Raw genomic sequence first — 25,759 nt, 5'->3', positions numbered from 1 at the left:
ACTTCGTGCCTTTGCTGCTGGTTACAGCTTCTCAAATCCCATCTACTTTGGATCCGACTACTCCCGCTACCAAATCCGGCAACATCTTCGACTGGCAGGTGCTGCGCCGGCTCATGGTGTATGTGCGGCCTTACCAGCGCATCTTCTACTTACTGGTGTTCCTGACGCTGGCTTCGGCCGTGCTTGGCACCTTGCGCCCGTTCCTGATTCAGCGCATGGTCGATGTGACTATCGAAAGCAACGACTGGCTCGGCCTGAACAAGATGTTTGCGTTGTTGCTCGTGCTACTCGTGGCCCATGCCCTGGTGAGCTATTTGCAAACTTATTTTGGCGGCTGGCTCGGGCAATACATTGTGCGCGACATTCGGGTGGATTTGTACAAGCACATTCTGAATCTGCGCCTTAAGTTCTTCGACCGGACACCCATCGGGGTGCTCACGACCCGCAACATTTCCGACGTGGAAACCTTGTCGGACGTGTTCAGTGAAGGGCTAGCGGCTATGCTCGGCGATATTCTGCAACTGGTGTTCATCATGGCCTTCATGTTCTACATCGACTGGCGCTTGACCTTGGTGAGCTTGTCGGTGATTCCGCCACTGCTCTTCAGCACCTACGTGTTCAAGGAGAAAGTGAAAAAGTCGTTTCAGGAGGTGCGCACGGCTGTGGCCAACCTGAACGCCTTCGTGCAAGAGCACCTGACGGGCATGAACGTGGTGCAGATCTTCAACAACGAGCAGCGCGAGTACCGAAAGTTCGAGGCCCTAAACCAAGAGCACACCCGCGCCAATATTCGGTCGGTGCTCTACTACTCCATCTACTTTCCGGTGGCCGAGGTATTGGGTGCCGTAGGAGTGGGGTTGCTAGTGTGGTACGCAGCGCAAGGCCAGATTGAAGGCACTATTTCCAAGGGTGCCCTCATTGCCTTCATCATGTACAACGCGCTGTTCTTCCGTCCGATACGCCAGATTGCCGACCGGTTCAATACCCTGCAATTAGGCCTTGTGAGCACCGAACGTTTGCTGAAACTGCTCGACAGCCAGGAGTACATTCCCAACAACGGCACGCTGGCTCCGGCCACGCTGCGCGGCGAAGTGGAATTCGACAAAGTCTGGTTTGCCTACAACGATGAGGAGTGGGTGCTGCGCGACATCAGCTTTAAAGTGGAGCCCGGCCAAACGGTAGCCTTTGTAGGCGCTACTGGTGCCGGCAAAACCAGTATCATCAACCTGCTCAGCCGCTTTTACGACATCAACCGCGGCCACATCCGCGTCGATGGCCACGACCTCCAGGAGTATGACCTAAGCGCCTTGCGCCGCCGCATCGGGGTGGTGCTGCAAGACGTGTTTCTATTCGCGGGTACCATCCGTGATAATATTACGTTGGGCAGCAAGGACATTACCGACGAACAAATTTGGGAAGCTGCTGACCTAGTGGGTGCCCGCCGCTTTATCGAACGTCTGCCCGGTTCCCTCGACTATCCGGTGATGGAGCGCGGTGCCACCTTGTCGGTGGGGCAGCGGCAGTTGATCAGCTTCGTGCGGGCCATGGTGTATCAACCGGCTATCATCGTGCTCGACGAAGCTACGTCGTCGGTTGATTCTGAGACCGAGGAACTGATTCAGTCCGCCATCGAGAAGCTGATGCAGGGGCGTACCTCGTTGGTTATTGCCCACCGGCTAAGCACTATCCAAAAAGCCGACCGCATCATCGTTATGGACCGCGGTGAAATTAAAGAGTCGGGTCGCCATGAGGAACTCCTGCGCCAGAGTGGCTACTACGCGCAGCTCTACCAGATGCAGTACCGCGACGTGCTTGGCGTAGTAAAAGACGAAAGCTAAACGGTTGTTTGCTGCCTCAAAAGGCTTCAAAAAGCCGACTTTGATCTTGATTAAACTTTAACTCACCTGGATGAACCGCGTTTTTCTAATTCTTTCTCTACTTCTTATTGTCGCGGTTGGAGTGGCGTATTACGTGCTTGGTGGATTCAAGCAAGCGGAAGTAAAGCTGGAAACTACGGCCCAGCCCATATTTCTAGCAGGCAGCTACTTTGAAGGCGCTGGTAATAGCGAAGAATTTGGTAACCTGACGCGTAAAGCATACGAAATACGCAGTTCGGGCAAACTGCGCGGCACCTTCGGCAACATCTTCTACAATGACCCCGCTTCTTCCAGTGAGGCAGCCAAAGTCTTTGTCGGCCTCGTGGTCGACGATACCATATCGCAGCAACTACCAGCGGGGTACCGGTACCGAGCATTCCCGGCCGGCCAGCGGGTACTGCACGCCACCATCGAAGCCAGCTACCTTGTAGCCCCGACAAACTTTACTCTGGCGTGAAAAACCAGGCTAAGCAAAACAACCTAACGTTGCAGAACGTGTACTTGGAGCGATTCCCGAACACCGGCCCAGTAGAAGTATGGGCGGTGGTGAAATAGATATAGCATTCAAGCAAAAAGGGCTTCCATACCATTAGATGAGGAAGCCCTTTTTGCTTGAATGCTATACGCTGTTAACTGCTAATCCTATAAGTGTAGGGAAGCTCCTACCGCTAAATATTGAATACCTAGGTTAGCATTGAATCCGCTATTGTCGCTATCCAATCTTGTCTGAGTAGACGACGAATTTCGGGTTTTTGTCTTTCCCTTGTAGTAAGATAAACCTCCCATAGTTAATTCTAAACCAACTTTAGGAGAAGGGAAGTAAACAAACCCCGGCGTTAGATTCACTGCGCCACCAGTCGTTTTAGTCTCGTAATAGTCATTACGATTTAGGCTCCCTAAGTAATTGCTATTGGTCTTCTGTGACTGATACTGGTATCTTCCGTCTAGTTGACCGTAGAATCCGGTTTTCTCGCCAATCATCTTGTAATAGCGTACAAATGGCCCAATATTTATTCCCCTACTAGTACTCTTAGAATTACCATATAGGTACGTATTGTCAGTACTATTAAATTGGGTATACGACGCAATATTTCTACCGGTGCTAATTTCTGTAGCTATTCCAAGGGCTAAATTATTTGCCACAAAAAAGCTTATCTGAGGGCTAAAAGTGAATCCTACACTTCTATTATTTTCCTGAGTGCTTAACGGATAATCTATAGAACCAATGGAACTGGATTCACTTTTTGTATTAAAATAGCTGATCCTACCATTCAGCAGTAGTTTACCTGCTTCTGTTTGTGCCTGCGCCACACCCATAGTCGTGCCCATTAGCAGAGCACCCAATGCTAATTTTTGAATTTTCATTGAGGAGAATGAATTAAATAAAGTTTTCAGATATGCCCCCAACGGTATGTATTGCAGGATTATTAGCTACCGATAGAAGATAATATTTTTATAAATAAGTATAATAATATTAAGCTACTTGAGTTGCGTTAACAAGGTTTCAAGCCCGACAAACAAAGGTAAATGTTCTTTCAGCCTGATTTGAGACACTAAGTAGTAGCAAAGCGTTACTAAGAATCATTAAGGTTGGCACGTCAACGCTCAAGCCCTATCCCAACCAGCATCTATATTCGGTTTAGCTAGAACTAGAGCGTTTCTGATTGTAATTCCTCGGAACAACTGCTTTTCTTAAAAAACACGCACGTCAGTACTTATACGAGCTAGCTCATAAATTTCATCCGTATTAACGCGTATTTCTGGTCGATTGGGCTAGTTATAAGAACCTTAAGCAAGGAGGTAAGTACAGCTTATCAGCTTTAAAAAGCGTTTTCAGGGCAGCATGATTTGCTGCTATTTTCGGAAAGCGCTGAGCTGCCGCCGCCTCACTTCCACTTCCAAAACCTAATTCCTATGCTAGCAATGGATTACCGGGGCCCTAAAAGGGTCCGTGCCACGCAAAAACCAATGCCTGAAATCAAGCATCCACAAGATGCTATTGTCCGGGTGACTCGCTCTTGCATTTGCGGTTCTGACTTGCACTTATATAATGGTAATGTGCCCGATACCCGCGTGGGCATGACCTTCGGACACGAGTTTACTGGCATAGTAGAGGAGGTTGGACCTGATGTAACCAAAATCAAAGTTGGCGACCATGTCCTGGTGCCGTTCAACGTAGCGTGCGGTGAGTGCCACTTCTGTAAACAAGGCATGTTCGGCAACTGCCACGAATCAAATACACAGGCTAGCGCCGTGGGTGGCATCTTTGGCTACTCTCACACTGCAGGTGGCTACAATGGCGGTCAAGCCGAGTACGCCCGGGTTCCTTATGCCAACGTAGGCCCCACGGTAATTCCGGAAGGCATGGATCCTGATGACGCCGTACTCTTAACCGACGTAGTGCCCACTGGCTACCAAGCGGCCGAAATGGCTGGTATTCAGCCAGGTGATACGGTCGTAGTGTTCGGTGCTGGCCCTGTAGGCATTATGGCTGCGCGCTGTTGCTGGCTGTTCGGCGCAGGTCGCGTTATCATTATCGACAAGGAAGACTACCGTCTCGAATTCGCTCGCAACTACGCAAATTGCGAGGCTTATAACTTCGAAAAAGACATGGACGACCCGGTGGTATTCATCAAGAAAGCCACTGATTTCATGGGTGCTGACTGTGTGATTGACGCCGTTGGTGCGGAGGCTGCCGGTAACGCCATGCAAACCATCACCGGACGTAAGCTGCTGTTGCAGGCCGGGTCGACTACGGCACTGCACTGGGCCATCAACTCCGTGAAGAAGGGTGGTGTGGTATCTATTGTAGGGGTATATGGCCCAACGGATAACCTTGTGCCGATTGGCAACGTGTTGAACAAAGGCTTAACCATCAGAGCAAACCAAGCCTCGGTGAAACGCTTGCTGCCGCGCTTGATCGAGCACGTACAGAATGGGGTAATCAATCCGAAGGCCCTGATTACGCACCGGATTCCGCTAGAAGAAGTGGCCGATGGCTACCGCATGTTCTCGGCTAAGCTCGACAGCTGCATCAAGCCTTTGATCGTTTTCCCTTCTGCTAACATCTAACGCCGACTGACCATGGAAAATACATTGAAAGATCCGCAGACTTTACCCGGCTGGGGAATTGATGCAAATTCTGAAAACGATCCTACGTATCCCATGCGGGAACCCCGCCTGAACGTTTCGCAGGACCCCGATAATAAACATCGCCCGGCCTCTCTACAACCGGTAGATATTGAAGTTCTAAAGACAATTGAACGCCCGAACGTGTCGGCCGTCTTCGGCGAGTCGTCGCCCCCGGTTGGGTTGAGCGGCATGATTCGTCGGTTTGCGTTTAAATACAGCGAGTCGCACTACGGTCACTGGCTGCCTTTGCTACTAGCCGACCGGGTAAACGTGGTGGAAGGCATCGTTGAAGATCTTGCCCACGGCAAAGTGCCCAACATTTTCGCCGAGAAAGGCTACGCGGTGGAGTGGAAGCACAATCGTAGTGCCTTCGTTACCAAGATGGCCACTATTGCCGTCTTGACGGTTGGCACAGTGTTGCTGTTTACTTCAGGCAATAAGAAGTCGTATAAGCCGAAGCGCCGCGGCTACTATAGATAAGCAAAGGGAAGCTTCAATTTCACTAAGCAAAAAGCCCGCTGAACTGCTGTTCAGCGGGCTTTTGTTGTTATAGAGTTCGGTGTCGGGGTGGCAGGATTCGAACCTACGGCCTCGTCGTCCCGAACGACGCGCGCTACCGGGCTGCGCTACACCCCGAGAGTACTCTTGCACGTTAGGTGCATCGAGAATAATTGAACTGAAATGGCCGAAAAAAGCCTCTGGGTGGGGTTCCCAGAGGCTTTTCGAACAAATAAATCTTCAGTCGGAGTGGCAGGATTCGAACCTACGACCTCCAGCACCCCATGCTGGCGCGATACCAGGCTACGCTACACCCCGAAGGAATTATGATGCAAAGGTAAGCTAGAATCTAGAAGCTGCGCAACTTCTACTCAATAAAATTCTATCACCTGAAGCTTCTAAATACATATTGCTCTTAGTATCAGTAACATTTCATTGCCGCTATTAGACGATACAGGACTACTGTTGCTTAACCAAGAGAATGTATTCAGGGATAGGTTTCAAGTTGTCTCGTTGTTTTCATGCTTACTGACAGTGATGGGGCAAACGCTAAATAGGTAGGCTAAGAAATTCTGCTGCTTTTATTATCAAAATCGCTTGGTCAAGGCCTCGGTTTATTCAAAGCTAAGCGCTTGTCTCAGCAAGAACAAGTGCGGCATGCTGCTGCGGAAATAGAAAATCCGGTGGGTAAGAGGTCCACTTGGCTTTGGTCATGTATAATGGAGATTAGGAAAATCTTCATTATTATAATATTCGGAGGAAATCAGCTGATAACAGCTTGTATTTAGTTAATTTTACAAGAAATCAGTTAAGCTCATTTTACCTTCGGTGCACATATGAGACTTCTTTCTACACTTGTTTACTTGATAGCTACTCTGCTATTTTTTTCTCCCGCTGAGGCGCAAACAAAGGTTCCGCCAAAGCCAGCTGCCAAGCCGCCGGTGAAAGCCACTGTTCCGGCAGCTAAAAAACCTGTACCGGTAGCGGCTAAGAAGCCTGCTACTCCTGCGCCTACAGTCAAGCCCGTAGCGGTTGCCGCCAAGCCGGCTGCTGCGCCAGCAAAGCCAGTTGCTGCTGAGGTAGAGCCGCCTGCTTTGGTTACCAATAAGATGGCGGAGCCGGTTGCCAATACCACCATGCTGAAGGTGCTGGCCAATGCTAACCCTGTAACGCGGCGCCTCACAGTCCGCACCAATTCTCCTAATCCCACGCGAGTCGAGGTAAATGGTCCTGACGGGCGACCACTTATCACCCGCGACTTGATTAGCAGCAATGATGTGGCTGTTCTGGACGTAAGCAACTTACCTCCCGGAGCGTACATTGTACAGTGTACCTCGGGTGAGCGTCGTGGCATGAAACGCATCATGGTAGGTCAATAATTCGGCTTTACAGCTTGCAAACGCCCATCTGGTACTTACCAGATGGGCGTTTCTGCTTTCCAGTCAGGTGCTCGATTTTGCACACTTATCTTACAAGCAAAAGCTAACGGATTCAAGAAATGCTACCCCTCTAATTGTTTAAGCACATGGCAGCACTACTTTCTTATTGGGAGCACCAGACCTTCATGCAAGGCTATGATGTAGTGATTGTTGGGGCTGGATTGGTGGGTCTGACAGCCGCACTGCATACACGTCGTCTTCGGCCCAAAGCGCGTGTGCTGGTGCTGGAGCGTGATGTGCTGCCCAATGGCGCTAGTACCAAGAATGCTGGCTTTGCTTGCTTCGGCAGTATCTCGGAGTTGCTGGAGCAAGAAGCACGCAGCGGAACGGCTGCTCTTTTGCGCGTAGTGCAAGCCCGATGGGAAGGACTGGCAGAACTTCGCCGCTTGCTATCCGACGAAGTAGTACAGTACCAGCCAGTAGGAGGGTACGAGTTGTTTCGGCCTAGTGAGGCCGACCTAGCCGCGCGTTGTCGCGCTGCTATTCCTCGCTACAATGAGCTGCTGGCGCCTATCATTGGCCAGGCCAGTGTTTTTCGTGATGCTACCAATCAACTGTCTAAGTTTGGCTTTCAGGGTGTCGATGTAATGCTGGAAAACGTGGCGGAAGGTGCCTTGAATACTGGCCAAATGATGGACGCGCTGTTGCGGCAAGCTTGGCAAGCTGGCATCACCGTACTGCACGGCTGCTCTGTGCAAGCCTTAGAACCCGGTAGTGACTTGGTGCGGCTGCAAACGCCATTGGGAACGTTGGAGACAACGCAGGTATTATTGGCTACCAATGCCTTCAGTCGGCACTTCTTCCCCGAACTAGACCTACAGCCTGGCCGGGGCCAAGTGCTCGTTACCGAGCCGATAGCAGGCTTGAAGTTGCCCGGTACCTTTCATTACGACAAAGGCTACTACTATTTCCGCCAAGTGGACAACCGTATCCTGCTTGGTGGAGGCCGCCATCTTGATTTTGCCGCCGAGGCCACCACCGAGCCCGGCTTGACTTCGCTAGTGCAGCAACACTTAGAGCAGTTGTTGCACGAAGTAATATTACCCGGTCGATCTGTGCGTATAGACTACCGGTGGAGCGGAGTCATGGCTTTTGGCGCAGAACTAGAGCCATTGGTAGGTACGCTGGCTTCCGGCGTGTTTGGGGCGCTGCGCTGCAATGGCATGGGAGTAGCCCTTGGCGCAGGTGTTGGGAAACGGGTAGCAGAACTGATGGCCGCAACTTAAATACTGGCTGGCACCACTTACATTACGTTTAATCTTTTCGACGGTGTCGATACTTAGGCTGCGTCTTCACTTTGTAATTGCCGCTCGTACAGCGCCCGATATAGCCCATCGGGGTCTTGCATGAGGGCCTCGTGTGTGCCGTGCTGCACAATAACGCCATCATCAAGAACCAAGATTTCATCGGCCAGCTTTACCGAGCTTACGCGGTGCGAGATGATGAGGCTGGTGCGGTTATGCATGATGCGCTGGAGTGCATCAAGAATGGCGTTTTCGGTGTTGGTATCGACAGCAGATAGTGAATCGTCGAGGATCAGGATCTTGGGTTCTTTCACCAGGGCACGGGCAATGCTGACGCGCTGTTTTTGGCCGCCCGAAAGGGTAATGCCCCGTTCGCCGAGCTTGGTCTCGAAGCCTTCGGGGAAGCGGATGATGTTTTCATAGACGTTGGCGTCCTTAGCGGCTTGCTGCATCCGCTCTTCGGTCGGGTTGCTCAGGCCAAAGTTGATGTTGTTGCGAATGGAGTCTGAGAACAGAAACACATCCTGCGGTACGTAACCAATTTGCTCGCGCAGCGAATTCAACGAAAAGTCGCGCACATCAACCCCGTCTATCCGGATGGTGCCGGAGGTTACGTCGAAGAGGCGGCAGAGCAGCACGGCTACCGTGCTTTTGCCCGAGCCCGTGTTGCCGATGATGGCCAGCGTTTGGCCCGGCCGGATGCGAAACGATACGTCGCGTAGGGCCTGAATTCCGGTATCAGGGTAAGTGAACGAGACGTGGTCGAAAACAATGTCGCCGACGATTTCCTGCTCGATATTTTTCTGCGAGATAATGTCGGTTTTTTGGTCCAAAAATTCGTTGATGCGGGCTTGGGAAGCCTCAGCGCGTTGCACAAGGCTGCTGGTCCAGCCGAGCGCCGTAACGGGCCAAGTAAGCAGGTTCACGTAAATCAGGAACTCGGCAATGCTGCCCGTCGTGATGGTGCCGCGAATAACCTCTTGGCCGCCAACGTACACCGTGACGATGGTGCTCAAGCCCACCAGAAACAATATCAGCGGGAAAAACAGCGAATTCACGAAGTTCAAGCTCAGCGACTTTTCCTTGTACTCGTTGGAGGCCATCGCAAATTGCTGGTGCGAGTCATCTTCCCGCACAAACGACTTCAGCACCCGGATACCCGAAAACGCCTCTTGTACGAACGTTGTCATGCCCGACAAACTGCGTTGAATTTCGTCGCTCTTCTTTTCGATCAGGTTGTTGACGTAGAAGATGCTCACGCTCAGCACGGGAAGCGGTAGCAGCGTATAGATAGTCAGCTTCACGTTCACCATGAACATGAGCGGCACGATGAGCACAAACAAAATCACGAGCTGCATGAAGTACATCAGCGCTGGCCCGATGTACATGCGCACCCGCCCCACGTCTTCCGAGATGCGCGACATCAAGTCACCAGTGCTGTGGCGCCGGTAGAAGGCCAGCGGTAGCGACTGGTAGTGCTGGTAGATTTCGTTTTTCTGATCGTTTTCTACGTGCCGGCTCATTACAATGAGGGTTTGGCGCATGAAGAACAAAAACACGCCGCGCAGCAACGCCAGCACAATGATCAGAATACCGTAGAGCAGCACGTTGCGACCAAAGAGCGTGTACACCTCACTCTGCGAGGAAGTGCCCGCAAAAAGATGGTACAAGTCGATGCCTTCGCCCACCAAATCGAAAGCGTAACGAACAATTTGGGCCGGAAAAATGGCGAGCAAGGTGCTCAACGCCACAAACAACACCCCACCGAGGAAATGCCATTTGTAGCGAAACAGGTATTTATTGGTAGTGGAAAGTGCGCGCACGAGGGGAGGAAATAGAGGCAGGAAAACAGCGACCCGGCCGGCCGCGTAGATAGCATACCCAATGGCCGGAACCGGAAATTGGGTTACTTTTGCACCCGAATTGAGGGCGGCATCACGAAGTGCTGCGCCTATTAAACGTCAATCAGCCGAAAGACGCCAACTAATAGGCAACACTGCTTCGCGTTATCGCTCTCAAAGATACAACAACCAAGGTCCGCTCTTTTCTTCCCCCAAACTCCCGCCCATTCTATCCCCATCCCAATGGTTGAATTTCACGAAACGACCGATACGTCGGTCTTCGGTCAGATTGCCGAACATCAGCACGAGCAAGTGGTGTTTTGCCACGACCACGCAACTGGTCTGCGCGCTATTATCGGCATTCACAACACAGTACTCGGGCCTGCGCTCGGCGGCACCCGCATGTGGCACTACGCCTCCGATGCCGAAGCCTTACATGATGTGCTGCGCCTCTCCCGCGGCATGAGCTACAAAGCTGCTATTTCGGGCTTGAACTTGGGCGGTGGCAAAGCCGTTATCATCGGCGACGCCCGCACGATGAAGACGGAAGGCTTGCTGCGTAAGTTTGGCCGCTTTGTGCAGAACTTGAACGGCAAATACATCACGGCTGAAGATGTGAACATGACCACCAAGGACATGGAATACATCCGGATGGAAACCAAGCACGTGGCAGGTTTGCCCGAAAGCATGGGTGGTTCCGGCGACCCGTCGCCGGTAACGGCCTATGGTACCTACATGGGCATGAAGGCGGCTGCTAAGAAAGCGTACGGCTCCGATAGCCTGACCGGCAAACGCATTGCCGTACAAGGCGTGGGCCACGTGGGCACTTACTTGCTCGAGTACCTACAGAAGGAAGGCGCTAAACTTGTGCTGACCGACTACTACGAAGACCGCGCGCTGGAAGCTGCTGCTCGTTTTGGCGCCCTGGCTGTGAGCCTTGATGAAATCTACGACCAAGAGGTAGACATCTATTCGCCTTGCGCACTAGGTGCTACCATCAACGACGATACCATTGACCGCCTGAAGTGCCGCGTTATTGCGGGCTGCGCCAACAACCAACTGGAAGACGAGAACGTGCACGGCCCCGCCCTTGTGGAGCGTGGCATTGTGTACGCGCCCGATTTCCTTATCAATGCTGGTGGCCTGATCAACGTCTACTCCGAAGTAATCGGCGGCAGTCGCCAATCGGCGCTCGTGCAAACCGAGAAGATCTACGACTACACCACCCAAGTGCTCACTAAAGCCGAGCAAGAACACACCCACCCCAAGCTGCCGCCATCCGGCAGGCCGAAGAGCGGATTGCCGCAATCGGCAAAGTCAAGTCAACTTATTAATAGCTGGTTGTTGATTGCTGATTGTTAGTTGTTGCTTGTTGGCGTACTCGGTGCGCAAGTCAACTTCTTACTAATCATCAACTAACAATTGGCAATCAACAATCGATAACCAACTCATGCTCAACCGTCGCACGCTTCGCATCAAGGTCATGCAGGCCCTGTACGCCTATCATCAGGCCGTAGGGTCTGATTTTTTATTGGCTAATGACCGGATTGCGGATGCCTTCGCGCCCGACCTTACCTCGCCCGAACCGCAGGACCGCCGGTTGCTGAAAGGGCAGCAGAAGATGGCCGAACTCACGTTCAAGGAGTGGCATAAATCTGGCCAGGAGCCAGAGAAGAGCGACGACGCTGACGTGCAGGACGCCGTGGAGGATGCCATCAAGTACTACCAAAAAGCCGTAGCCAAGGACGCTTCGTTCTACGCGGGCCAGATGGTACACGCCGCCGAAAGCATCCACGACCAGTACTTGCACCTGCTCAATATTCCGGAATCTCTTCTTCAAATAATTGAGGAAGAGAAAGGCCGGGAAGCCCGTCGGCACTTGGCATCCAAGGAGCCATTGCTCGATACCACCCGGCTCGAGCAGAACCAGGCCATTGCGAAGCTGATAAGCAACCAGCAACTCATCGACCTCACCATCCGCCGTTCGCAGCGGTGGCAGGGGGAAGACGAGCGGGAAGCCTTACGCTTGGCGTGGCGCAACGAAATGCGGCAAGACCCGGAGCTCCTAAGCTATCTGGCGGCGCCCGCGGGCAACTACACCGAAGACCAGGAGATGCTGAAGCATCTGTACAAAACCTACGTTTTCAAGGGCGAGAGCTTGCCTCGCTATTTAGAGCAAGATGACTTGAACTGGGAAGAGAACCGGCCCATCGTCAAGAACCTTGTGCTCAAGACGGTGAAGATGCTCGACGAAGCGGCCAACGAAACGTTGGAACTCATGTCGTTATCGGCCAACTGGCAGGAAGACAAAGAGTTTGCCGAAAGCCTTTACAAGCAGACGCTCACTGAAGACGAAAAGTACGAGAAGCTGATTGCCGAATCAACGCAAAATTGGGACGTAGAGCGGGTGGCCCTCACCGATAAAATTCTGCTCAAGATGGCGCTTTGCGAGATGCACCTCTTCCGTGGTATACCCGTGAAAGTAACCATCAACGAGTACATTGAAATCAGTAAGATTTACAGCACACCCAAGAGCAAGCAGTTTGTGAACGGGATTCTAGATAAATTGGCGCAAGATCTGACGGCTAGCGGAGCCATTCGCAAGTCGGGCCGCGGGTTGCTCGACAACCAGTAGCCCGCTGTGCCAAACGGTTAGCGCCAATTGGTATGGGAGCAGGCGGGCACTCGACTGCGCGGCTCTTGATGCAAGCGAATTATATCTCAACCGTAACTTCTGCGTATTTAGGTTCACTTTCCCTGTCTCAATCCCCATCCCTTATACTCACTCCTAATTCCATGGGTAGCAAAACCATAACTGGTCTTCTGTGCTTCACGGGCGGTGCCCTGACTGGTGCCCTCGTCGGACTATTGTACGCCCCGAAAAGGGCCGCGAAACCCGTAGCTGGCTGAGTTACAAGCTGGAAAAATACCGCGAAAACCTCGCCGACCTTACCGAGAACCTCGTTACGAGCCGTTCGGATGTAGGACCGTCTTCGGCTAAAAGCGAAGGCCAACGCGTTATTCAGGATGCCAAGAGCAAAGCCGAGCAGCTTTTAGGTGATGTCGATCAGCTCATCAATCAAATCAATTCCCGCAAGACGATTTAGTAGCTCCCGCGGGCGGTAAGAAGTGCTGATAAGCTGATTTGCAGAGGTGTTGCTTCACCATTGCCTATCAGCTTATCAGCACTTTTTTCATTATAAGCACATTCTGGTGTGGTACCTTTGCGGGCGCGTAGCTTGGTTGGCAAGCTTGATTCCCCATCCCTCACTTCACTCACTACTTGATGCACCTCATCACCCTCATCCCCGGCGACGGCATTGGCCCCGAAATCACGAAAGCGGTAACTGATATTTTCACGGCGGCGCAGGTGCCCGTACAGTGGGAAGAGCAGAACGCTGGCCAAACTACCTTCGACCAGTCGGGCGAGCTGATTCCACAGGCGCTGCTTTCGTCGTTGGAGAAAAACCGGGTGGCATTGAAAGGCCCCATCACGACGCCGGTAGGCAAGGGCTTCCGCAGCATCAACGTGACGCTGCGCCAGAAATACGACCTCTATCAGAACGTGCGGCCTTCCAAAACCACCGAAGGCATCAAAACGCGTTACGAAGGCATTGACTTAGTGCTGTTCCGCGAAAACACCGAGGGCTTGTACTCGGGCCTAGAAGTGTACGACGAGCGCCTCGGCATTGCCGACTCTTTCAACCGCATTACCAAAGAAGGCTCGCGCAAAATCTGCCGCGCCGCGTTTGCGTATGCCGACCGGCATGGCCGCAAAAAAGTGACCTTAGCTCACAAGGCCAACATCCTGAAGATGGCGGGCACCTTGATGCTTAACGCTTGCAAAGAAGCTTCCAACGAGTTTCCGCACATCGTGTTCGAAGACAAGATCATCGACAACATGTGCATGCAGCTGGTCAACAAGCCTGAGCAGTTTGACGTGGTAGTTACCACCAACTTGTTCGGTGATATTCTATCCGACTTGTGTGCTGGTTTGGTTGGTGGCTTAGGCGTAGTGGCCGGCGCCAACATCGGCGACGATATGGCCATTTTCGAGGCGGTACACGGTTCGGCTCCCGACATTGCAGGCCAGGGCAAAGCCAACCCAACAGCGCTGCTTCGTTCGGCCCTGATGATGCTGCACCACTTGGGTGAGCATCAGTACGCAGATACCATTGAGCAGGCGCTGGAAGCCACACTGAAAGACAAAGAAAAGTGCACCGGCGACTTAGGTGGCAAGGCATCAACCAGCGAGTTTGCACAAGCCATCATCGATAACCTAGGAAAGTAAGCAAGCCTGCAGAACTAGGTACAACAGCGAAGGATTCTTCTACCGTGGAACGGCGAGGCTGCTACAACTCGTTCTACTATAGAAGAATCCTTCTTTGTATATAATCGCGCTAGTCAGACGCGAATAACCTGTAATTTTACCGTAAACTTTTACGCCGTGCCGCCAGGCTGGTGGCTCTTGAAATTGATATGAAACGCACCTTTTTTTCCTCTTTGCTGCTCTCTAGTATCCTGCTGGTAAGCGCCTGTAACACAGATAAAACCACGGAAGTAGGTGCCGAAGGCATGAACGCCGCGGCCACTGACGCCAGCGAAGCCGTCGCCAACCCAACCGTCGATAACCCCAATGTGGTATCGGATACGGAAGTGCCCAACCCAAATGCACCGGTGATGACTTTTGCCCAAGCTGAGCACGACTTCGGCGACATCAAACCCGGCGACGTAGTGAAGCACACCTTCGAGTTCACCAACACCGGCAAGTCGCCGCTGCTCATCGAAAACGCTACCGCCTCTTGCGGTTGCACTACGCCCAACTGGACTAAGGAGCCCATTGCTCCCGGTTCAAAAGGCACCATCGAAGTGCAGTTTGATAGCCACGGCAAATCGGGTATTCAAAACAAAGAGGTAGCAGTACGGGCCAACACGGCACCAAGCATCACGAAGGTTAGCATCAAGGCCAACATTCTATCCGACGGTTCTCAAGGTCCGTTGGCTCAGTAAGCGAATTGTTAAAGTGGCGAAATAAGTGAGTTTGGTGTTCTGGTAGTGCCGTTGGTGCAGCCAGAGCATCAAACTCCTCGTTTCATTACCTCGTTGTTACTTCCTACCTCCACCATCTCACCCCTACACCTTATGCTACTCACTCTTTTGTTACAAGCCCGGCCTGCCGGGGAGAGTTGGGCTTCCTTTCTGCCGCTGATTGGTATTGCAGTGGTCATGTACTTCTTCATGATCCGGCCGCAACAGCGCAAAGCCGCTGAGGCAAAGAAATTTCGGGAGTCTATTGCCAAGGGTTCTACTGTGGTAACTATCGGGGGCCTGCACGGCAAAGTGTTGGACCTAAACGAAGATTCTGTAACTATAGAAGTGGACCGTGGTACCCGACTCAAGTTCGACCGTTCGGCCATTGCGCGGGAAGTGAAGCCCGCGAAAGAAGTAGTGAAGGAGTAGAGAAGCAAGTAAAGACCAAGGCGAAGGTCGAGCACTGAGTTAAGACCACATAGTCTGGCTTTGCTTTGTTTTTAGGTTATTGCTGAAAGTCTTTCCTCGATCTTTCTTTTCAGAAAGTTCTACCATGCCGTTCATTCGCTCCATCAGTTTACTGCGCTGGTTTGTTAGCCCGCTCCACAAAGAGCGACGCAGTTATTGGCGGGTGGTAGCGGCCTGTTTCATGGCGGCTAGTACCTTCTGGATGCTCAATGCCCTAGGCAAGACGTATACCACGCGCATTGTGTATCCGCTGGCTTGGCGCTACGACGGTACGCGCTACATCCCGGTGCAGCCGCTGCCCACGGAAGTGGCCGTAAACGTGACCGGTAGGGGATGGAAGCTACTTCGCAAGGAGTTGATGCTGGACGTGAAGCCCGCCGAAATTTCGTTGTTACGAGGGTTACCAGCTACGCGCTACGTAACCGGTGCCGCTGTGCGTCCCGCCTTGCAAGCCGCCATGGAAGGCTTGCAATTCAACTACCTAGTCAGCGATACCATGTGGGTCAGCTTTGATAGGTTGGTGAGCCGAGAAATACCGCTTACGCTCAGTCCGGCTGCCGATGGTTCGGCGCTGCCCTATGCGGCGCGTTTCGAGCCGAAAGCGGTTGTATTTAAGGGGCCAGCCAGTCAAGTAGAAGCACTAGCTAATCCCTATCCGGTTCATTTGCCGCAGGCTCCCGCTAGCAGCACCAATGGCACGCTGCGCGTGCCTATTGGGGGGCCTGAACTAGTTAAGACCAGTGTGCCCGAGGTACGCGTGCGTTTGCAAGCCCGTCCACTAGTAAACGTGCCGGTGCAGGTAGTGCCCGAACTGACTGGCTTTCCGCCTGGCCGGGAATATGAGCTGCATCCGGCTACCGTGCGAGTGCAGCTCCAATGCTTTGTGGAAGATACCGCCCGCCTCGACCGGAGTCAGGTGCGGGTGCAACTGCATTTCAGTTCCTTCACGGGGCCTGATTCCAGCTTGCAGCCCTTGCTTATTGGTATCCCCGTTGTTACCCGAGGTAGCCGCGTTATTACTCGTGCCGTTCGGGTTAGCTTTAAATAATGTTCTGGTTGTAGCACCCTGATAAACTACGGGAGTGGCAATCAGTACTCATCATTGCTTGAAAGAAGATATGCGGCGCATTGGTATAACGGGTGGAATTGGTTCTGGAAAAAGCATTGTTTGCCGCTTGTTTCAGGTATTGGGAGCACCCGTTTACGATTCGGACGCGCGGGCGAAGTGGCTGATGGGTCATGATGCCCTATTGCGCGACGAGCTAACGGCCGCTTTTGGACCAGCTACCTTTGATGCTACCGGCCAACTCGACCGGGTGTACTTGGCACGGGTAGCTTTCGCTGACTCCGCACAACTAGCACGCCTCAACGCACTGGTTCATCCCGCCGTCGGCCGCGATTTCGAGGCATGGGCGAATGCTCGTCGAGCAGAAGGCCATGGGTATCTGCTTAAAGAAGCTGCATTGCTATACGAGTCGGGCGCTTACCAACAACTCGACCAGATTATCACCGTTTTTGCACCGCAACCTGTGCGTCAAGCCCGGGTGTTGCGCCGCGACCCGCACCGTACCCTCGACGACGTGCTAGCCATCATTGGCAAGCAAATGAGCGAAGAAGAGAAAGTGCAACGCGCACAACACGTCGTATACAACGACGACGAGCAACTCCTTATTCCGCAGGTGCTTGCCTTGCACCATGCATTTAGCAACTAAGTCTGCCTAAATGCGGCAATTACTTTCTCGCCTACAGCTACGTAGTGAAGCGCTATCGGATGATAGGGCTGCGCTCGAAGGGACGTTCTCGGTCGAATAAAAAGCGGTAGGTGACGTGCGTTTTATAGATGCGGGCTCCGATGGAACGGGTTATAGCTAGCATTCGGGGGTTGAAGTCACCAATCCAGTTCATTTCAATTTCGGTGTAGCCGGCCCGCATGAACTCCGCTCGCGCGTGCACCATCAGGGCGCTTTCTACACCCTTGCCTTGCCACTCCGGCACCACGCCAAAGATGACGCCAAATAACTTCTTATCGGTTCGTTGATCATAGCGACGCTTCTCCCACAAAAAGCGCAGCTTGCCCCACAGGTTGAAGTTGCGCCCAACATGCTTGAACACCTGATTTAGCTCGGGCAAGCTTACGAAGAAGGCAACAGGCTCCTCGTCGTGATAAGCAAACCAGAGCAAACGCTCATCTAGCACAGGCTTCATCTGCTTCACCAAGTCACGAGCTTTCTCCAACGACATAGCGGCTACGCCACTATGGTTGGCCCACGCCAGGTTATACACATGGTGAAAATCACGAGCTAGTTTCTCGGGGTCTCGCTTACTAGCGTGCCGAAATTGGAAGGTAGGATACTGCTGCGCGTAGCGCACAGCGGCATTGCTGAAGCTTTGATGCAACTGCATGGCCACCTCGCGGTAGCAGGTATATTGCTTGAAGTAGAGCTGAAAGCCGTACGCCTCAAACAGGTGCTGATAGTACGGCGGGTGATAGAACATGCCATAGTTCGGCTCCGTGAAGCCTGATACCAGCAGTCCCCAAAACCGGTCCCGCTCTCCGAAGTTGATGGGGCCGTCCATGGCATCCATGCCTCGGCTAAGCAGCCAGGTACGGCAGGCATCAAACAAAATATTTGCCGCGGCTTGGTCGTCAATGCACTCGAAAAAACCCATGCCGCCAGCGGGTAAGGTCGCATCGGTGTGGGCTGTGGCGGGGTTTACAAAGGCAGCAACCCGCCCAATGGTTTCGCCGGAACTATCAGTTAATATCCAGCGGATAACCGAGCCCTGCGCTAAGTTGGGGTTGCGCTTGGCGTCGAAAACGGCTTCAATATCGTTGTCGAGAGGTGAAATCCAGTTAGGATGCGCTTGGTAGATGCGGGTGGGTAGCGCCAGGAACTGGCGGACCTGCGCCGGGGTCGTGACTTCGAGCAGAGGCATGAAAAGCAGCAGAAGGAAAACGAGCTAGTAAACAGCAAAAGCGCCCCAAAGATTAGGGATAAGCAGCGTATCTGTCCGCGAATACCTTACAAAATAATAAGAAAGACGCTGTTGACTGCCACTAAATTAGCTAATGACTATCACGAGCTACTGTCGGAAGGCGTTGAGAACTAACGCTATTGGCGGGCGGATTCATTTTCCAGTTAGGCGTTTGCGGCAGTCGTTTGAACACCGATAATACCTTGATGCCGCCGGCCCGGATAACGTAAACCTTGGCCCCGAGCGAATCGAGGTAGGATTGTGGGTGCCAACGGTAGCCGGCTAAGTAATAACAGGCCGTGTTGCCAGGCGTATAGCGCAGGCGGCGCCGCTGTTCTGGCTTTAAAATCAAGGAGTTGTTGTAGAGTGGATAATGCCAGAATGTATTGACCGTCAGGGTAGAGGCCGTATCGTGAGTAGCTATCCACTCCATTCCCTGGCGGTACGCTAAGCACCAGTAGTCACGCTCGAATAGTCTTTCGGCGGTGGAGCCCGGCAAAAAGCTGAAGTACACGTTGGCGTGTGGGTGCATCTGCACCATGCGCACCGTAGTATGCACCGCTTCGAGGGCCGCCAGGCCCAAGGCTGTACGAGCAGCCAACTGAATACCACTGCGCTGCCTAGACAGCCTAGCTACCATTCGGAAGCCGTGCACAGCCCACAGTAGCAGTGCCGGGTAAATGTAGTAAAGATGTCGCCAGCCTTCGTACACTACAGTGTGCGTGCTGACGACGACAGCTATTGGTGCCAGCAACCACAGAGCTAATAGCAAGTTAATGCGGCCTTCGGAAGTGCTCAGGTAAAAGCCGAGTCCTTCGTGCCAGAGGTGTCTTAACCAACTCAGCAGCCCAACACCCGCCGCTAGTGAGTACGGCAATGGAATCGTGATGAGCATCCACACGGGGATGTAGCGCCAGGGCAAATCTTTGGCAAGTACCTGTTCGCCTAAGTAAAAATTGGTGAAGCCCCACGGGTAACGCACGGCGTGAGAAGCCACCGAGAGCAATTCGGATATGCTCCGTGCCCATAAGTAGGGCCAACCGATTATAACACCGATAGCTACAGTACTCATGTAAGCACCGGCGAGCTTCCAGGTATGGCGCGTAGTTGCTATGCGAGAAGAGTTAAAACAGTTATCTAGGAACAGCCCTAGGGCAGTGAACAACAGCAACTGTACTCCATGGACTCGCACATCCACAACTAGCGCAGTAGCCAGCCCATGTAATATGGCCCGGGCCATCGAGGGCTGTGTAAGTAGGCGCAGCAGCGTGAGCATCGCCAGCGCGAAAAACGACATGTACACGATGTCCTTGCCGTTGTAGAAAGCTTCGGCAAAAAACCGGGGTGAAAGCACCAGTAGCACAGCGCTAACTAAACCCCAACGCCAATTCTGAAAGTGACGCTTGCCTATCTGATACAAAGCCCACACCCCTACTACAAAAATGCAGAATACTAGCGAGTGACGGACCAAGTAGTAGGAGCGGGAATCGTGGTCGGTGACAAGGTAGCTCAATGCAATAGCTGAAATCTCGAAGACCGGCCCATGGTGCGCATCCGGAAAATTTCGGATGTCGGGCGTGGTGGCAAAGGTGGGATTTTGCTGTACCTGCTCGGCGGCAGTACTAAGCTTGCTATATACTTGAGGTTGACAAGCCCATTAAGGTGATTATTGGGCTCATCCCAGGATACGCCATAGTCCCGAACCAGCATAAACCCTAAGGCAATCAGTAACCCGAAAAATGCACATACAATGAGCCGAGGTGCCTTATTGGAAATAGGCATCAAGGTCGAGGCACGCAAAGTAGAAGCGCAAAATATCTAGAGAAGCTGACTTGGTAAGGAAATAGGATGATCGGCAATAAAGGTCGAAGATATTTAGTCTGCATACTTTATGAACGGGGAAACTGATTGTATTTTATACTATATGTCTGGATGGCGTAAACTTCCATTCTTATCGAATTTATGGAGCTATAAGTACTAGCAGTAGACGATAATGAAAAAGAGTCTAGATTGTGAGAAAGTAGTCCCAAACAAAAAGTAATTTAAAGCCTCCATGCTATCAGTGCGACCTTTTCCTGGAACGAACATAGCAGTCGAACAGATAGCATGTTGCTGGAGACGAATACCGCTTAACAAACAGTGTAAAAGGGAGGTAGTGCGCTAGCTTTACAAGCGTCTACTTAATCAGATTCGTGTTGGGAAGTGACTGTCTAACTGCTCGGAAATGATGAAGCCTATCATTTTATTTCGAAGACGCACTGTCAGGGTGCCGGAACACAGATAAAATGCGGATGCCTTCCGCTCGTATTGTGTAGACTTCGGGGCCTAAGCTGTCAGGGTAAGGCTGCGGGTGCCAGCGGTAGTTGGCTAGAAAGTAACGCGCCGGTGGCAAAGGCGACCCTTTGGGTACTAGACGCAATCGGTCCTGGTCAGCGGAGGATAGTGATAAAGTATTAGCATAAAGCATATCCTGCACGTCGCTACTGACGGTAACTAGTGTCGCTGGATCGTGGACCAGAATCCACTCCACTCCTTGCCGGAACGCTAGGCCCCAGTAGTCACGCTCGAATTGCTGCTCCACTACTCGTGCTGGTAAATGATTGAAGTACAGGTGCTCATAGGGATGCAACTGTACCATGCGGGCGATGGTGCGGAGAGTTTCAAGGCTGGCTAGAACTAACATGACGGCGGCCAGCCAGCGGATGCGTGGCCGCTTCATGGCTTTCCCAAGTAGTAGTAGCCCTCGTACGGCCAGTAGTAGCAGTGCCGGGTAGATAAAGTATAGGTGCCGCCATCCATCATAGAGCGTCGACTTCAAGACAATCACTGACAGAACTGGACATAGCAACCACCCTATTACCACCAGATCAAAACGCCCTGCTAGCGTACGCAGGTAATTGCCTTGTGTTCTCACTACTAACCACAAGCTACTTGCCAGGCCTATAATGGCAGCCACCACGTAGGGCAGAGGCGTGGTAACGAGCAGCCACACCGGAATATAGTGCCACGGCAATTGCGTAGCCAGATGAAATTTCCCTAAGTAAAGCGTAGTAAAAGGCCAGCTATAATGGCTTAGGCTGCGGTAGGCAGATACAAAGCGACTGAGTGGTGCCTCCCATAAATAAGGCCAGCACCCAACCACTCCTAGCGCCGTAACGAGCAAGTACAGTCCTAGAATGAACGGGTAGCGTCGTCGGGCCACTGAATCGGTAGGGCTTGGGTACAAGGCCAGTAAAACAAAGCTACCAACAGTGAAAAAAATCAGGATGAGGGCTGGCAGCCGCATCGCAATAGCAATTGCTGTAGCTAAGCCATGCAGTACAGCCCGTTTAAGGGTGGGCTGTTGTACTAGGCACGCTAGCGTAAACATAGCCAAGGTAAAGCATACCAGAAATACTATATCCTTGCCATTGAAAAATGCTTCACCAAACATGCGGGGTGAGAGCACCAGCAAAGTTGCAGTCAGCACCCCTACCATCTGACTGTTGAATCGCAGCCAACTAAGCCTGTATAATGCCCAAGCGCCTAGCACAAAGACCAAAAAAATAAGTAGGTGCCGCAGCAAGTAATAGCGGGCTGGGTGCCCATGCGTGAAGAGCCGGCCTAAGCCGGCCATCGGCAATTCAAACACCACGCCATGGTCATTATTATTATGGCTGGCTAAAGACCTAATTTGAGCTACCGTGGAATCATGTTGGCCAAAGGTTGGAAACAAGACCTCAGCAACATACTTCCCGCTCACTGCGCCATTGTAGTGGTCGGTCGGTTCATCAATTGACACGCCGTAGTCGTCAACCAAAAAGAACCCCAACACTATTAGCGCTCCAAAAAACATCCTTGCGAGCCAGGATTGCTATGTAGAGCCAATAGCCATAGTTAGAAGCGTGAGGTTTCAACGCGCAAGATATGGCTACAGCCTTGAAGCAAGTATTTCCTGGATCAGCGCAAGAGTGGCTAGCTATAATAACCCATTTTCGTCTGCATTTGCTGAGACAAGGAGCAACAAAAGCTCGTGCCTAACGGGTCAAGATCAAGCCATAAAACAAAAAAGGACAGCCGCTTGCGGCTGTCCTTTGTAAGTGTGGGAGATACTGGGTTCGAACCAGTGACCCTCTGCTTGTAAGGCAGATGCTCTGAACCAGCTGAGCTAATCTCCCGAGGGTAAGCGTACTATGAAAGTGGGAGATACTGGGTTCGAACCAGTGACCCTCTGCTTGTAAGGCAGATGCTCTGAACCAGCTGAGCTAATCTCCCGAGGGGTGTTCCCCGTTTGGGATTGCAAATATGCAGGACCATTTTCGATTACGCAACTCTTTGTGCGAACTTTGAGTCCAGAAATTCCTTTGCACAGGAGAGAAAGACATCCAACTCTTTTAGAGTCAAGAAATAGTAAAGGATTGAAAAAGCTGCGGCGATACACTTTTTATTTTCTGCTAAGCTTAGCGTTGCTGCTTGGCGGGGCAATAGCGGGCGTGTGGCTAGGGCAAGACCGCATCATTGCGCTGTTTGTGCAGGAGGTTAATCATTACCTGCGCACGCCGGTGCAAGTAGGTAAGATGGAGGTGTCACTGCTCGATCAGTTTCCCCGAGTCTCCATCACGCTGCATGAAGTGCGCGTAAGTGGCTCGCTTGCCCAAGACACGGTGCCGCTAGCTCGCGCCCGGCGCCTATACTGCGCCTTCGACGCTTGGGACCTGTGGCGAGGGCACTACCGGATTCGGGCCGTCACGCTCACCGATGGGCGCGTTTATGTGGGACACGATGCACAAGGACGCCCGAACTACGACGTAATTCGTTACGACACCACTTCGGCGCCGTCTGATAAGCCGCTGGCTTTCGGTTTGGAAAACGTGCACTTGGAGCGTATTCACACCACCTACGACGACCAACTGCGGCAGCAGCGCTACACTGTGCGCGTCGAGGATATGCAGGCCGAATTGGATGTGAACGACATGCTGGTGGACGTGACAGCGCAAGGTAACACGTATGTCGAGGCCCTGCAGCTAGGTTCGGATGCGTATTTCCGCGATAAAGCGTTGCGCGTCACCACTCGTTTGCGGGTCGACCGGGCGGCACGGCTCGTTACCATCCAGCCTTCAGAGTTGCAGGTAGGCCGTGCCGCCTACGGAGTGGCGGGCCGCGTGAGCTACCAGCAAGCCACTGATTTGGACGTGCAACTAGACGGGCGCAACACAGATGTACAGTCGGTGCTGGCGCTGCTGCCGCCTCGGATATCGAACCGCCTGAGTGCCTACCGCAGCCGAGGCGACGTGTACTTTGGGGGCACAGTACGCGGCACGCTCGCTGGCAAAGACAACCCACGGCTCGACTTTAAGTTTGGCTGCCGTGATGCATCGTTCTACCACCCCGAGTACAAGCAGGCCGTGGAGCATGTGTTCCTGACGGGCACTTTCAGCAATGGTACATCACGGTCGGCGCGTACTTCGGAACTCGACCTGCGTGATGTGCGCGGTACTTTGCAGGGGAGGCCGTTCAATGGCAGCTTGCGCTACAGTGATTTTCAGGACCCGCGGGTGGTGTTAAATTTGAATGCCGATTTAGATGTAGCGCGGGTTCTGCAGTTTTATCCGGTAGCGGCTGTGCGCGGGGGGAGTGGTACAGCGCAGCTGAAGGTGTCGTTTGCCGGCAATATGCGCGAGTTCAAAGCCAACCCGGGTACGGCAACGGTCCAGTCGACAGGGGAGCTTACACTGCGCGGCGTGCAGCTACGCTTGCGTGAGTTTACGCAGCCGTTTACGGGCCTAAACGGTGTCTTCCTGCTGCGCCGCAATGATGTGGCGGTCAATAACTTCACTGGGCGCGTGGGCGCGTCTGATTTTCAGATGAATGGGGTTTTTAAAAATGGCTTTGGGTGGCTGCTCTTGCCGCGGCAACAATTGCTAGTAGAAGCTGCTGTGAGGTCTAGGCAACTGAATTTCGACCAGTTGCTGAGCCTACGTTCTTCGGGCGGTACGGCCACTTCGGCAGCTTCTGCCAAGAATGGCTACGGGTTCCGATTTCCTCCGAACCTAGCACTCGATGTCAATATGCAAGCGCAACGGACCCGATTCCGGCGGTTTCGGGGCGAGATTTGCGCGGTACTATCCGGCTTCAGAATCAGGTGTTGAGTGCGCCTGCGTTGTCGGTGGCAGCGGCTGGCGGCCGGGCCAGTTTTCGAGGGACGCTCGATGCTCGCAACCCTAGCTTATTGCGCCTAAGTTCCAGTACCAGTTGTCAGCAGCTACCCCTCGATAGCCTGTTCTACGTGTTCGAAGATTTTGGGCAGCAGTTCATTACGGCGCGTCACCTGCGGGGCACACTCAGCGCCTCCGCCGAATCGGACATGTACTTTAGCAGCAACCTAGACCCACTCACCGACAAACTGCAAGCCGAAGTGAAGGTGACCGTGCGTAATGGGGAACTGAACAACTTTATGCCACTGCAAAAGCTGTCGATGATTGCTGGGCGCGAAAGGCTGCGGCACTTACGCTTCGCCCAGCTAACCACTCCCGTCTACATCCAAAGCCGAACGGTGTATTTGCCGGAAATGGAAATTCGCTCCAATGTGAAAGCTGCTTCGCTGGTGCGGGTTACGGGCACTCACACCTTCGATCAGCAAATGGACTACCACCTGAGCATTCCCATCTTGCCGGGCTTGCTGTCCAAGGTGGTGCCAAATGGAAACACAGCGGGCCCTAGCTTACTATTAGCCATTCAAGGCGACGAAAACAACTTCCGGGTGACCTACGATCGGGCGCGCGCCCAAGCAGCGCGTACTCCAACTAGTGGCTCTGCACCCGCGCGCAAACCGGGTTTGCTCGATGGGTTGTTGAAACCTACCGCTACCAAGCCGGCTACATCTACTGATCCCGCCCAACCCGCGGAGCCACGGAAGCCGTTTGAGTTGAAAAAGCCTGAAAAGAAGAAGCCAGCCCAACCGCAAACCGGTGAGTACTTCGAGTTCTAGACTCGGCCAGTAAGAGCAGTAGTAATACCTTCTGTAAAGCAAGAGGGAGTTACATGGTGGTTTAAATAGAGCGTTCCAGAAAAGCAGGAGGAGTAATTAGGTGAGTTGGTTAAAGAAGCGGGGCGGGCCAGCTGTGAGTATAAGCTCTAGGGTAATCAAGAAAGAGAGTTGCCAATGGTAGGAGTTCAGGGCGTTAGTGCTTGAATGCGTAGGTCCAAAATCAACCTAATCAGAGCAGGTGCGTTAAGGACATCAAATTATATGTCCACCCTTTCCTTCTTAAATA

20 protein-coding genes, 4 tRNA genes and 1 pseudogene are annotated in these 25,759 nt (G+C 52.7%); 16 read left to right on the top strand and 9 right to left on the bottom strand.

Annotated features, from left to right (window positions below; genetic code table 11):
* The first annotated feature begins 113 nt into the window (after window positions 1-113).
* Complete coding sequence (locus MUN86_RS21815) at window positions 114-1,838, top strand: ABC transporter ATP-binding protein (protein WP_245125813.1); 1,725 nt, start codon at window positions 114-116, stop codon at window positions 1,836-1,838.
* A 70-nt stretch (window positions 1,839-1,908) separates the two neighbouring features.
* Window positions 1,909-2,334: a hypothetical protein gene (locus tag MUN86_RS21810; protein ID WP_245120080.1), complete on the top strand. Its 426-nt coding sequence runs from the start codon at window positions 1,909-1,911 to the stop codon at window positions 2,332-2,334.
* A 185-nt stretch (window positions 2,335-2,519) separates the two neighbouring features.
* Here MUN86_RS21810 and MUN86_RS21805 read toward each other — a convergent pair whose 3' ends face one another.
* Window positions 2,520-3,242 (bottom strand): hypothetical protein, encoded by a 723-nt coding sequence (locus tag MUN86_RS21805; protein WP_245120079.1) that lies wholly within the window; start codon window positions 3,240-3,242, stop codon window positions 2,520-2,522.
* A 549-nt stretch (window positions 3,243-3,791) separates the two neighbouring features.
* On the opposite strand from MUN86_RS21805, the gene MUN86_RS21800 reads away from it, so the two are divergent.
* Together MUN86_RS21800 and MUN86_RS21795 are read left to right on the top strand one after the other, a co-directional pair.
* Window positions 3,792-4,949 (top strand): zinc-dependent alcohol dehydrogenase, encoded by a 1,158-nt coding sequence (locus MUN86_RS21800; protein WP_245120078.1) that lies wholly within the window; start codon window positions 3,792-3,794, stop codon window positions 4,947-4,949.
* A 12-nt stretch (window positions 4,950-4,961) separates the two neighbouring features.
* Window positions 4,962-5,489, top strand: coding sequence for a hypothetical protein (locus MUN86_RS21795; protein WP_245120077.1), 528 nt, complete (start codon window positions 4,962-4,964; stop codon window positions 5,487-5,489).
* 82 nt (window positions 5,490-5,571) lie between these two features.
* On the opposite strand, the gene MUN86_RS21790 is transcribed toward MUN86_RS21795, so the two are convergent.
* Both MUN86_RS21790 and MUN86_RS21785 read right to left on the bottom strand, forming a co-directional pair.
* Window positions 5,572-5,645: transfer RNA gene (locus MUN86_RS21790), tRNA-Pro, on the bottom strand.
* 106 nt (window positions 5,646-5,751) lie between these two features.
* A tRNA-Pro gene (locus MUN86_RS21785) sits at window positions 5,752-5,825 on the bottom strand.
* Window positions 5,826-6,448: 623 nt separating this feature from the next.
* Between MUN86_RS21785 and MUN86_RS21780 the strand changes: the two genes are divergently transcribed.
* Together MUN86_RS21780 and MUN86_RS21775 are read left to right on the top strand one after the other, a co-directional pair.
* Window positions 6,449-6,886 (top strand): T9SS type A sorting domain-containing protein, encoded by a 438-nt coding sequence (locus tag MUN86_RS21780; RefSeq protein ID WP_245120076.1) that lies wholly within the window; start codon window positions 6,449-6,451, stop codon window positions 6,884-6,886.
* Window positions 6,887-7,032: 146 nt separating this feature from the next.
* Window positions 7,033-8,172, top strand: a complete 1,140-nt coding sequence (locus MUN86_RS21775; protein ID WP_245120075.1) for an NAD(P)/FAD-dependent oxidoreductase — start codon at window positions 7,033-7,035, stop codon at window positions 8,170-8,172.
* A 53-nt stretch (window positions 8,173-8,225) separates the two neighbouring features.
* Here MUN86_RS21775 and MUN86_RS21770 read toward each other — a convergent pair whose 3' ends face one another.
* Complete coding sequence (locus MUN86_RS21770; protein WP_245120074.1) at window positions 8,226-10,013, bottom strand: ABC transporter ATP-binding protein; 1,788 nt, start codon at window positions 10,011-10,013, stop codon at window positions 8,226-8,228.
* A 261-nt stretch (window positions 10,014-10,274) separates the two neighbouring features.
* Here MUN86_RS21770 and MUN86_RS21765 point away from each other — a divergent pair.
* The 8 genes and pseudogenes from MUN86_RS21765 to coaE all read left to right on the top strand — a co-directional run bounded on the left by MUN86_RS21765 (window position 10,275) and on the right by coaE (window position 17,242).
* Window positions 10,275-11,365 (top strand): annotated as a pseudogene (locus MUN86_RS21765) (Glu/Leu/Phe/Val dehydrogenase dimerization domain-containing protein).
* A gap of 116 nt (window positions 11,366-11,481) precedes the next feature.
* Complete coding sequence (gene nusB, locus MUN86_RS21760) at window positions 11,482-12,666, top strand: transcription antitermination factor NusB (protein ID WP_245120073.1); 1,185 nt, start codon at window positions 11,482-11,484, stop codon at window positions 12,664-12,666.
* 190 nt (window positions 12,667-12,856) lie between these two features.
* Window positions 12,857-13,138, top strand: a complete 282-nt coding sequence (locus MUN86_RS21755) for a YtxH domain-containing protein (protein WP_375379453.1) — start codon at window positions 12,857-12,859, stop codon at window positions 13,136-13,138.
* A 179-nt stretch (window positions 13,139-13,317) separates the two neighbouring features.
* Window positions 13,318-14,322, top strand: a complete 1,005-nt coding sequence (locus MUN86_RS21750; RefSeq protein WP_245120072.1) for an isocitrate/isopropylmalate dehydrogenase family protein — start codon at window positions 13,318-13,320, stop codon at window positions 14,320-14,322.
* A 188-nt stretch (window positions 14,323-14,510) separates the two neighbouring features.
* Window positions 14,511-15,041 (top strand): DUF1573 domain-containing protein, encoded by a 531-nt coding sequence (locus MUN86_RS21745; protein ID WP_245120071.1) that lies wholly within the window; start codon window positions 14,511-14,513, stop codon window positions 15,039-15,041.
* 132 nt (window positions 15,042-15,173) lie between these two features.
* Window positions 15,174-15,491, top strand: coding sequence for a preprotein translocase subunit YajC (gene yajC, locus MUN86_RS21740; RefSeq protein ID WP_245120070.1), 318 nt, complete (start codon window positions 15,174-15,176; stop codon window positions 15,489-15,491).
* A 124-nt stretch (window positions 15,492-15,615) separates the two neighbouring features.
* Window positions 15,616-16,578, top strand: coding sequence for a YbbR-like domain-containing protein (locus tag MUN86_RS21735; protein WP_245120069.1), 963 nt, complete (start codon window positions 15,616-15,618; stop codon window positions 16,576-16,578).
* Window positions 16,579-16,636: 58 nt separating this feature from the next.
* Window positions 16,637-17,242 carry a dephospho-CoA kinase gene (coaE, locus tag MUN86_RS21730; RefSeq protein ID WP_311181747.1) on the top strand — a complete coding sequence of 202 codons (606 nt, stop codon included), beginning with the start codon at window positions 16,637-16,639 and terminating at the stop codon, window positions 17,240-17,242.
* A 52-nt stretch (window positions 17,243-17,294) separates the two neighbouring features.
* On the opposite strand, the gene MUN86_RS21725 is transcribed toward coaE, so the two are convergent.
* The 5 genes from MUN86_RS21725 to MUN86_RS21705 all read right to left on the bottom strand — a co-directional run bounded on the left by MUN86_RS21725 (window position 17,295) and on the right by MUN86_RS21705 (window position 22,760).
* Complete coding sequence (locus MUN86_RS21725; protein ID WP_245120068.1) at window positions 17,295-18,467, bottom strand: GNAT family N-acetyltransferase; 1,173 nt, start codon at window positions 18,465-18,467, stop codon at window positions 17,295-17,297.
* Between the two features lie 130 nt (window positions 18,468-18,597).
* Window positions 18,598-20,019 carry a glycosyltransferase family 39 protein gene (locus MUN86_RS21720; RefSeq protein WP_245120067.1) on the bottom strand — a complete coding sequence of 474 codons (1,422 nt, stop codon included), beginning with the start codon at window positions 20,017-20,019 and terminating at the stop codon, window positions 18,598-18,600.
* Window positions 20,020-20,748: 729 nt separating this feature from the next.
* Window positions 20,749-22,305 (bottom strand): ArnT family glycosyltransferase, encoded by a 1,557-nt coding sequence (locus tag MUN86_RS21715; RefSeq protein WP_245120066.1) that lies wholly within the window; start codon window positions 22,303-22,305, stop codon window positions 20,749-20,751.
* 283 nt (window positions 22,306-22,588) lie between these two features.
* Window positions 22,589-22,663, bottom strand: a tRNA-Val gene (locus tag MUN86_RS21710).
* Between the two features lie 22 nt (window positions 22,664-22,685).
* A tRNA-Val gene (locus MUN86_RS21705) sits at window positions 22,686-22,760 on the bottom strand.
* A 143-nt stretch (window positions 22,761-22,903) separates the two neighbouring features.
* Between MUN86_RS21705 and MUN86_RS21700 the strand changes: the two genes are divergently transcribed.
* Window positions 22,904-24,634, top strand: a complete 1,731-nt coding sequence (locus MUN86_RS21700) for an AsmA family protein (protein ID WP_245120065.1) — start codon at window positions 22,904-22,906, stop codon at window positions 24,632-24,634.
* The gene (locus MUN86_RS21695; RefSeq protein WP_245120064.1) at window positions 24,598-25,473 is read left to right on the top strand and encodes an AsmA-like C-terminal region-containing protein; all 876 of its coding nucleotides are present in this window, start codon (window positions 24,598-24,600) and stop codon (window positions 25,471-25,473) included. The genes MUN86_RS21700 and MUN86_RS21695 overlap by 37 nt, the downstream gene beginning before the upstream one ends.
* Window positions 25,474-25,759: the final 286 nt, after the last annotated feature.

The sequence above is a fragment of the Hymenobacter volaticus genome, from assembly GCF_022921055.1.
Taxonomy (GTDB): Bacteria; Bacteroidota; Bacteroidia; order Cytophagales; family Hymenobacteraceae; genus Hymenobacter; species Hymenobacter volaticus.
This window is presented reverse-complemented; position numbering and strand designations above follow the sequence as displayed.

Coding starts and splice junctions, on each gene's coding strand:
- yajC (WP_245120070.1), top strand. CDS start 15,174: ATGCTACTCACTCTTTTGTTACAAGCCCGGCCTGCCGGGGAGAGTTGG.
- MUN86_RS21750 (WP_245120072.1), top strand. CDS start 13,318: ATGCACCTCATCACCCTCATCCCCGGCGACGGCATTGGCCCCGAAATC.
- MUN86_RS21795 (WP_245120077.1), top strand. CDS start 4,962: ATGGAAAATACATTGAAAGATCCGCAGACTTTACCCGGCTGGGGAATT.
- MUN86_RS21745 (WP_245120071.1), top strand. CDS start 14,511: ATGAAACGCACCTTTTTTTCCTCTTTGCTGCTCTCTAGTATCCTGCTG.
- nusB (WP_245120073.1), top strand. CDS start 11,482: ATGCTCAACCGTCGCACGCTTCGCATCAAGGTCATGCAGGCCCTGTAC.
- MUN86_RS21775 (WP_245120075.1), top strand. CDS start 7,033: ATGGCAGCACTACTTTCTTATTGGGAGCACCAGACCTTCATGCAAGGC.
- MUN86_RS21810 (WP_245120080.1), top strand. CDS start 1,909: ATGAACCGCGTTTTTCTAATTCTTTCTCTACTTCTTATTGTCGCGGTT.
- MUN86_RS21735 (WP_245120069.1), top strand. CDS start 15,616: ATGCCGTTCATTCGCTCCATCAGTTTACTGCGCTGGTTTGTTAGCCCG.
- MUN86_RS21800 (WP_245120078.1), top strand. CDS start 3,792: ATGCTAGCAATGGATTACCGGGGCCCTAAAAGGGTCCGTGCCACGCAA.
- MUN86_RS21815 (WP_245125813.1), top strand. CDS start 114: ATGGTGTATGTGCGGCCTTACCAGCGCATCTTCTACTTACTGGTGTTC.
- MUN86_RS21725 (WP_245120068.1), bottom strand. CDS start 18,467: ATGCCTCTGCTCGAAGTCACGACCCCGGCGCAGGTCCGCCAGTTCCTG.
- MUN86_RS21805 (WP_245120079.1), bottom strand. CDS start 3,242: ATGAAAATTCAAAAATTAGCATTGGGTGCTCTGCTAATGGGCACGACT.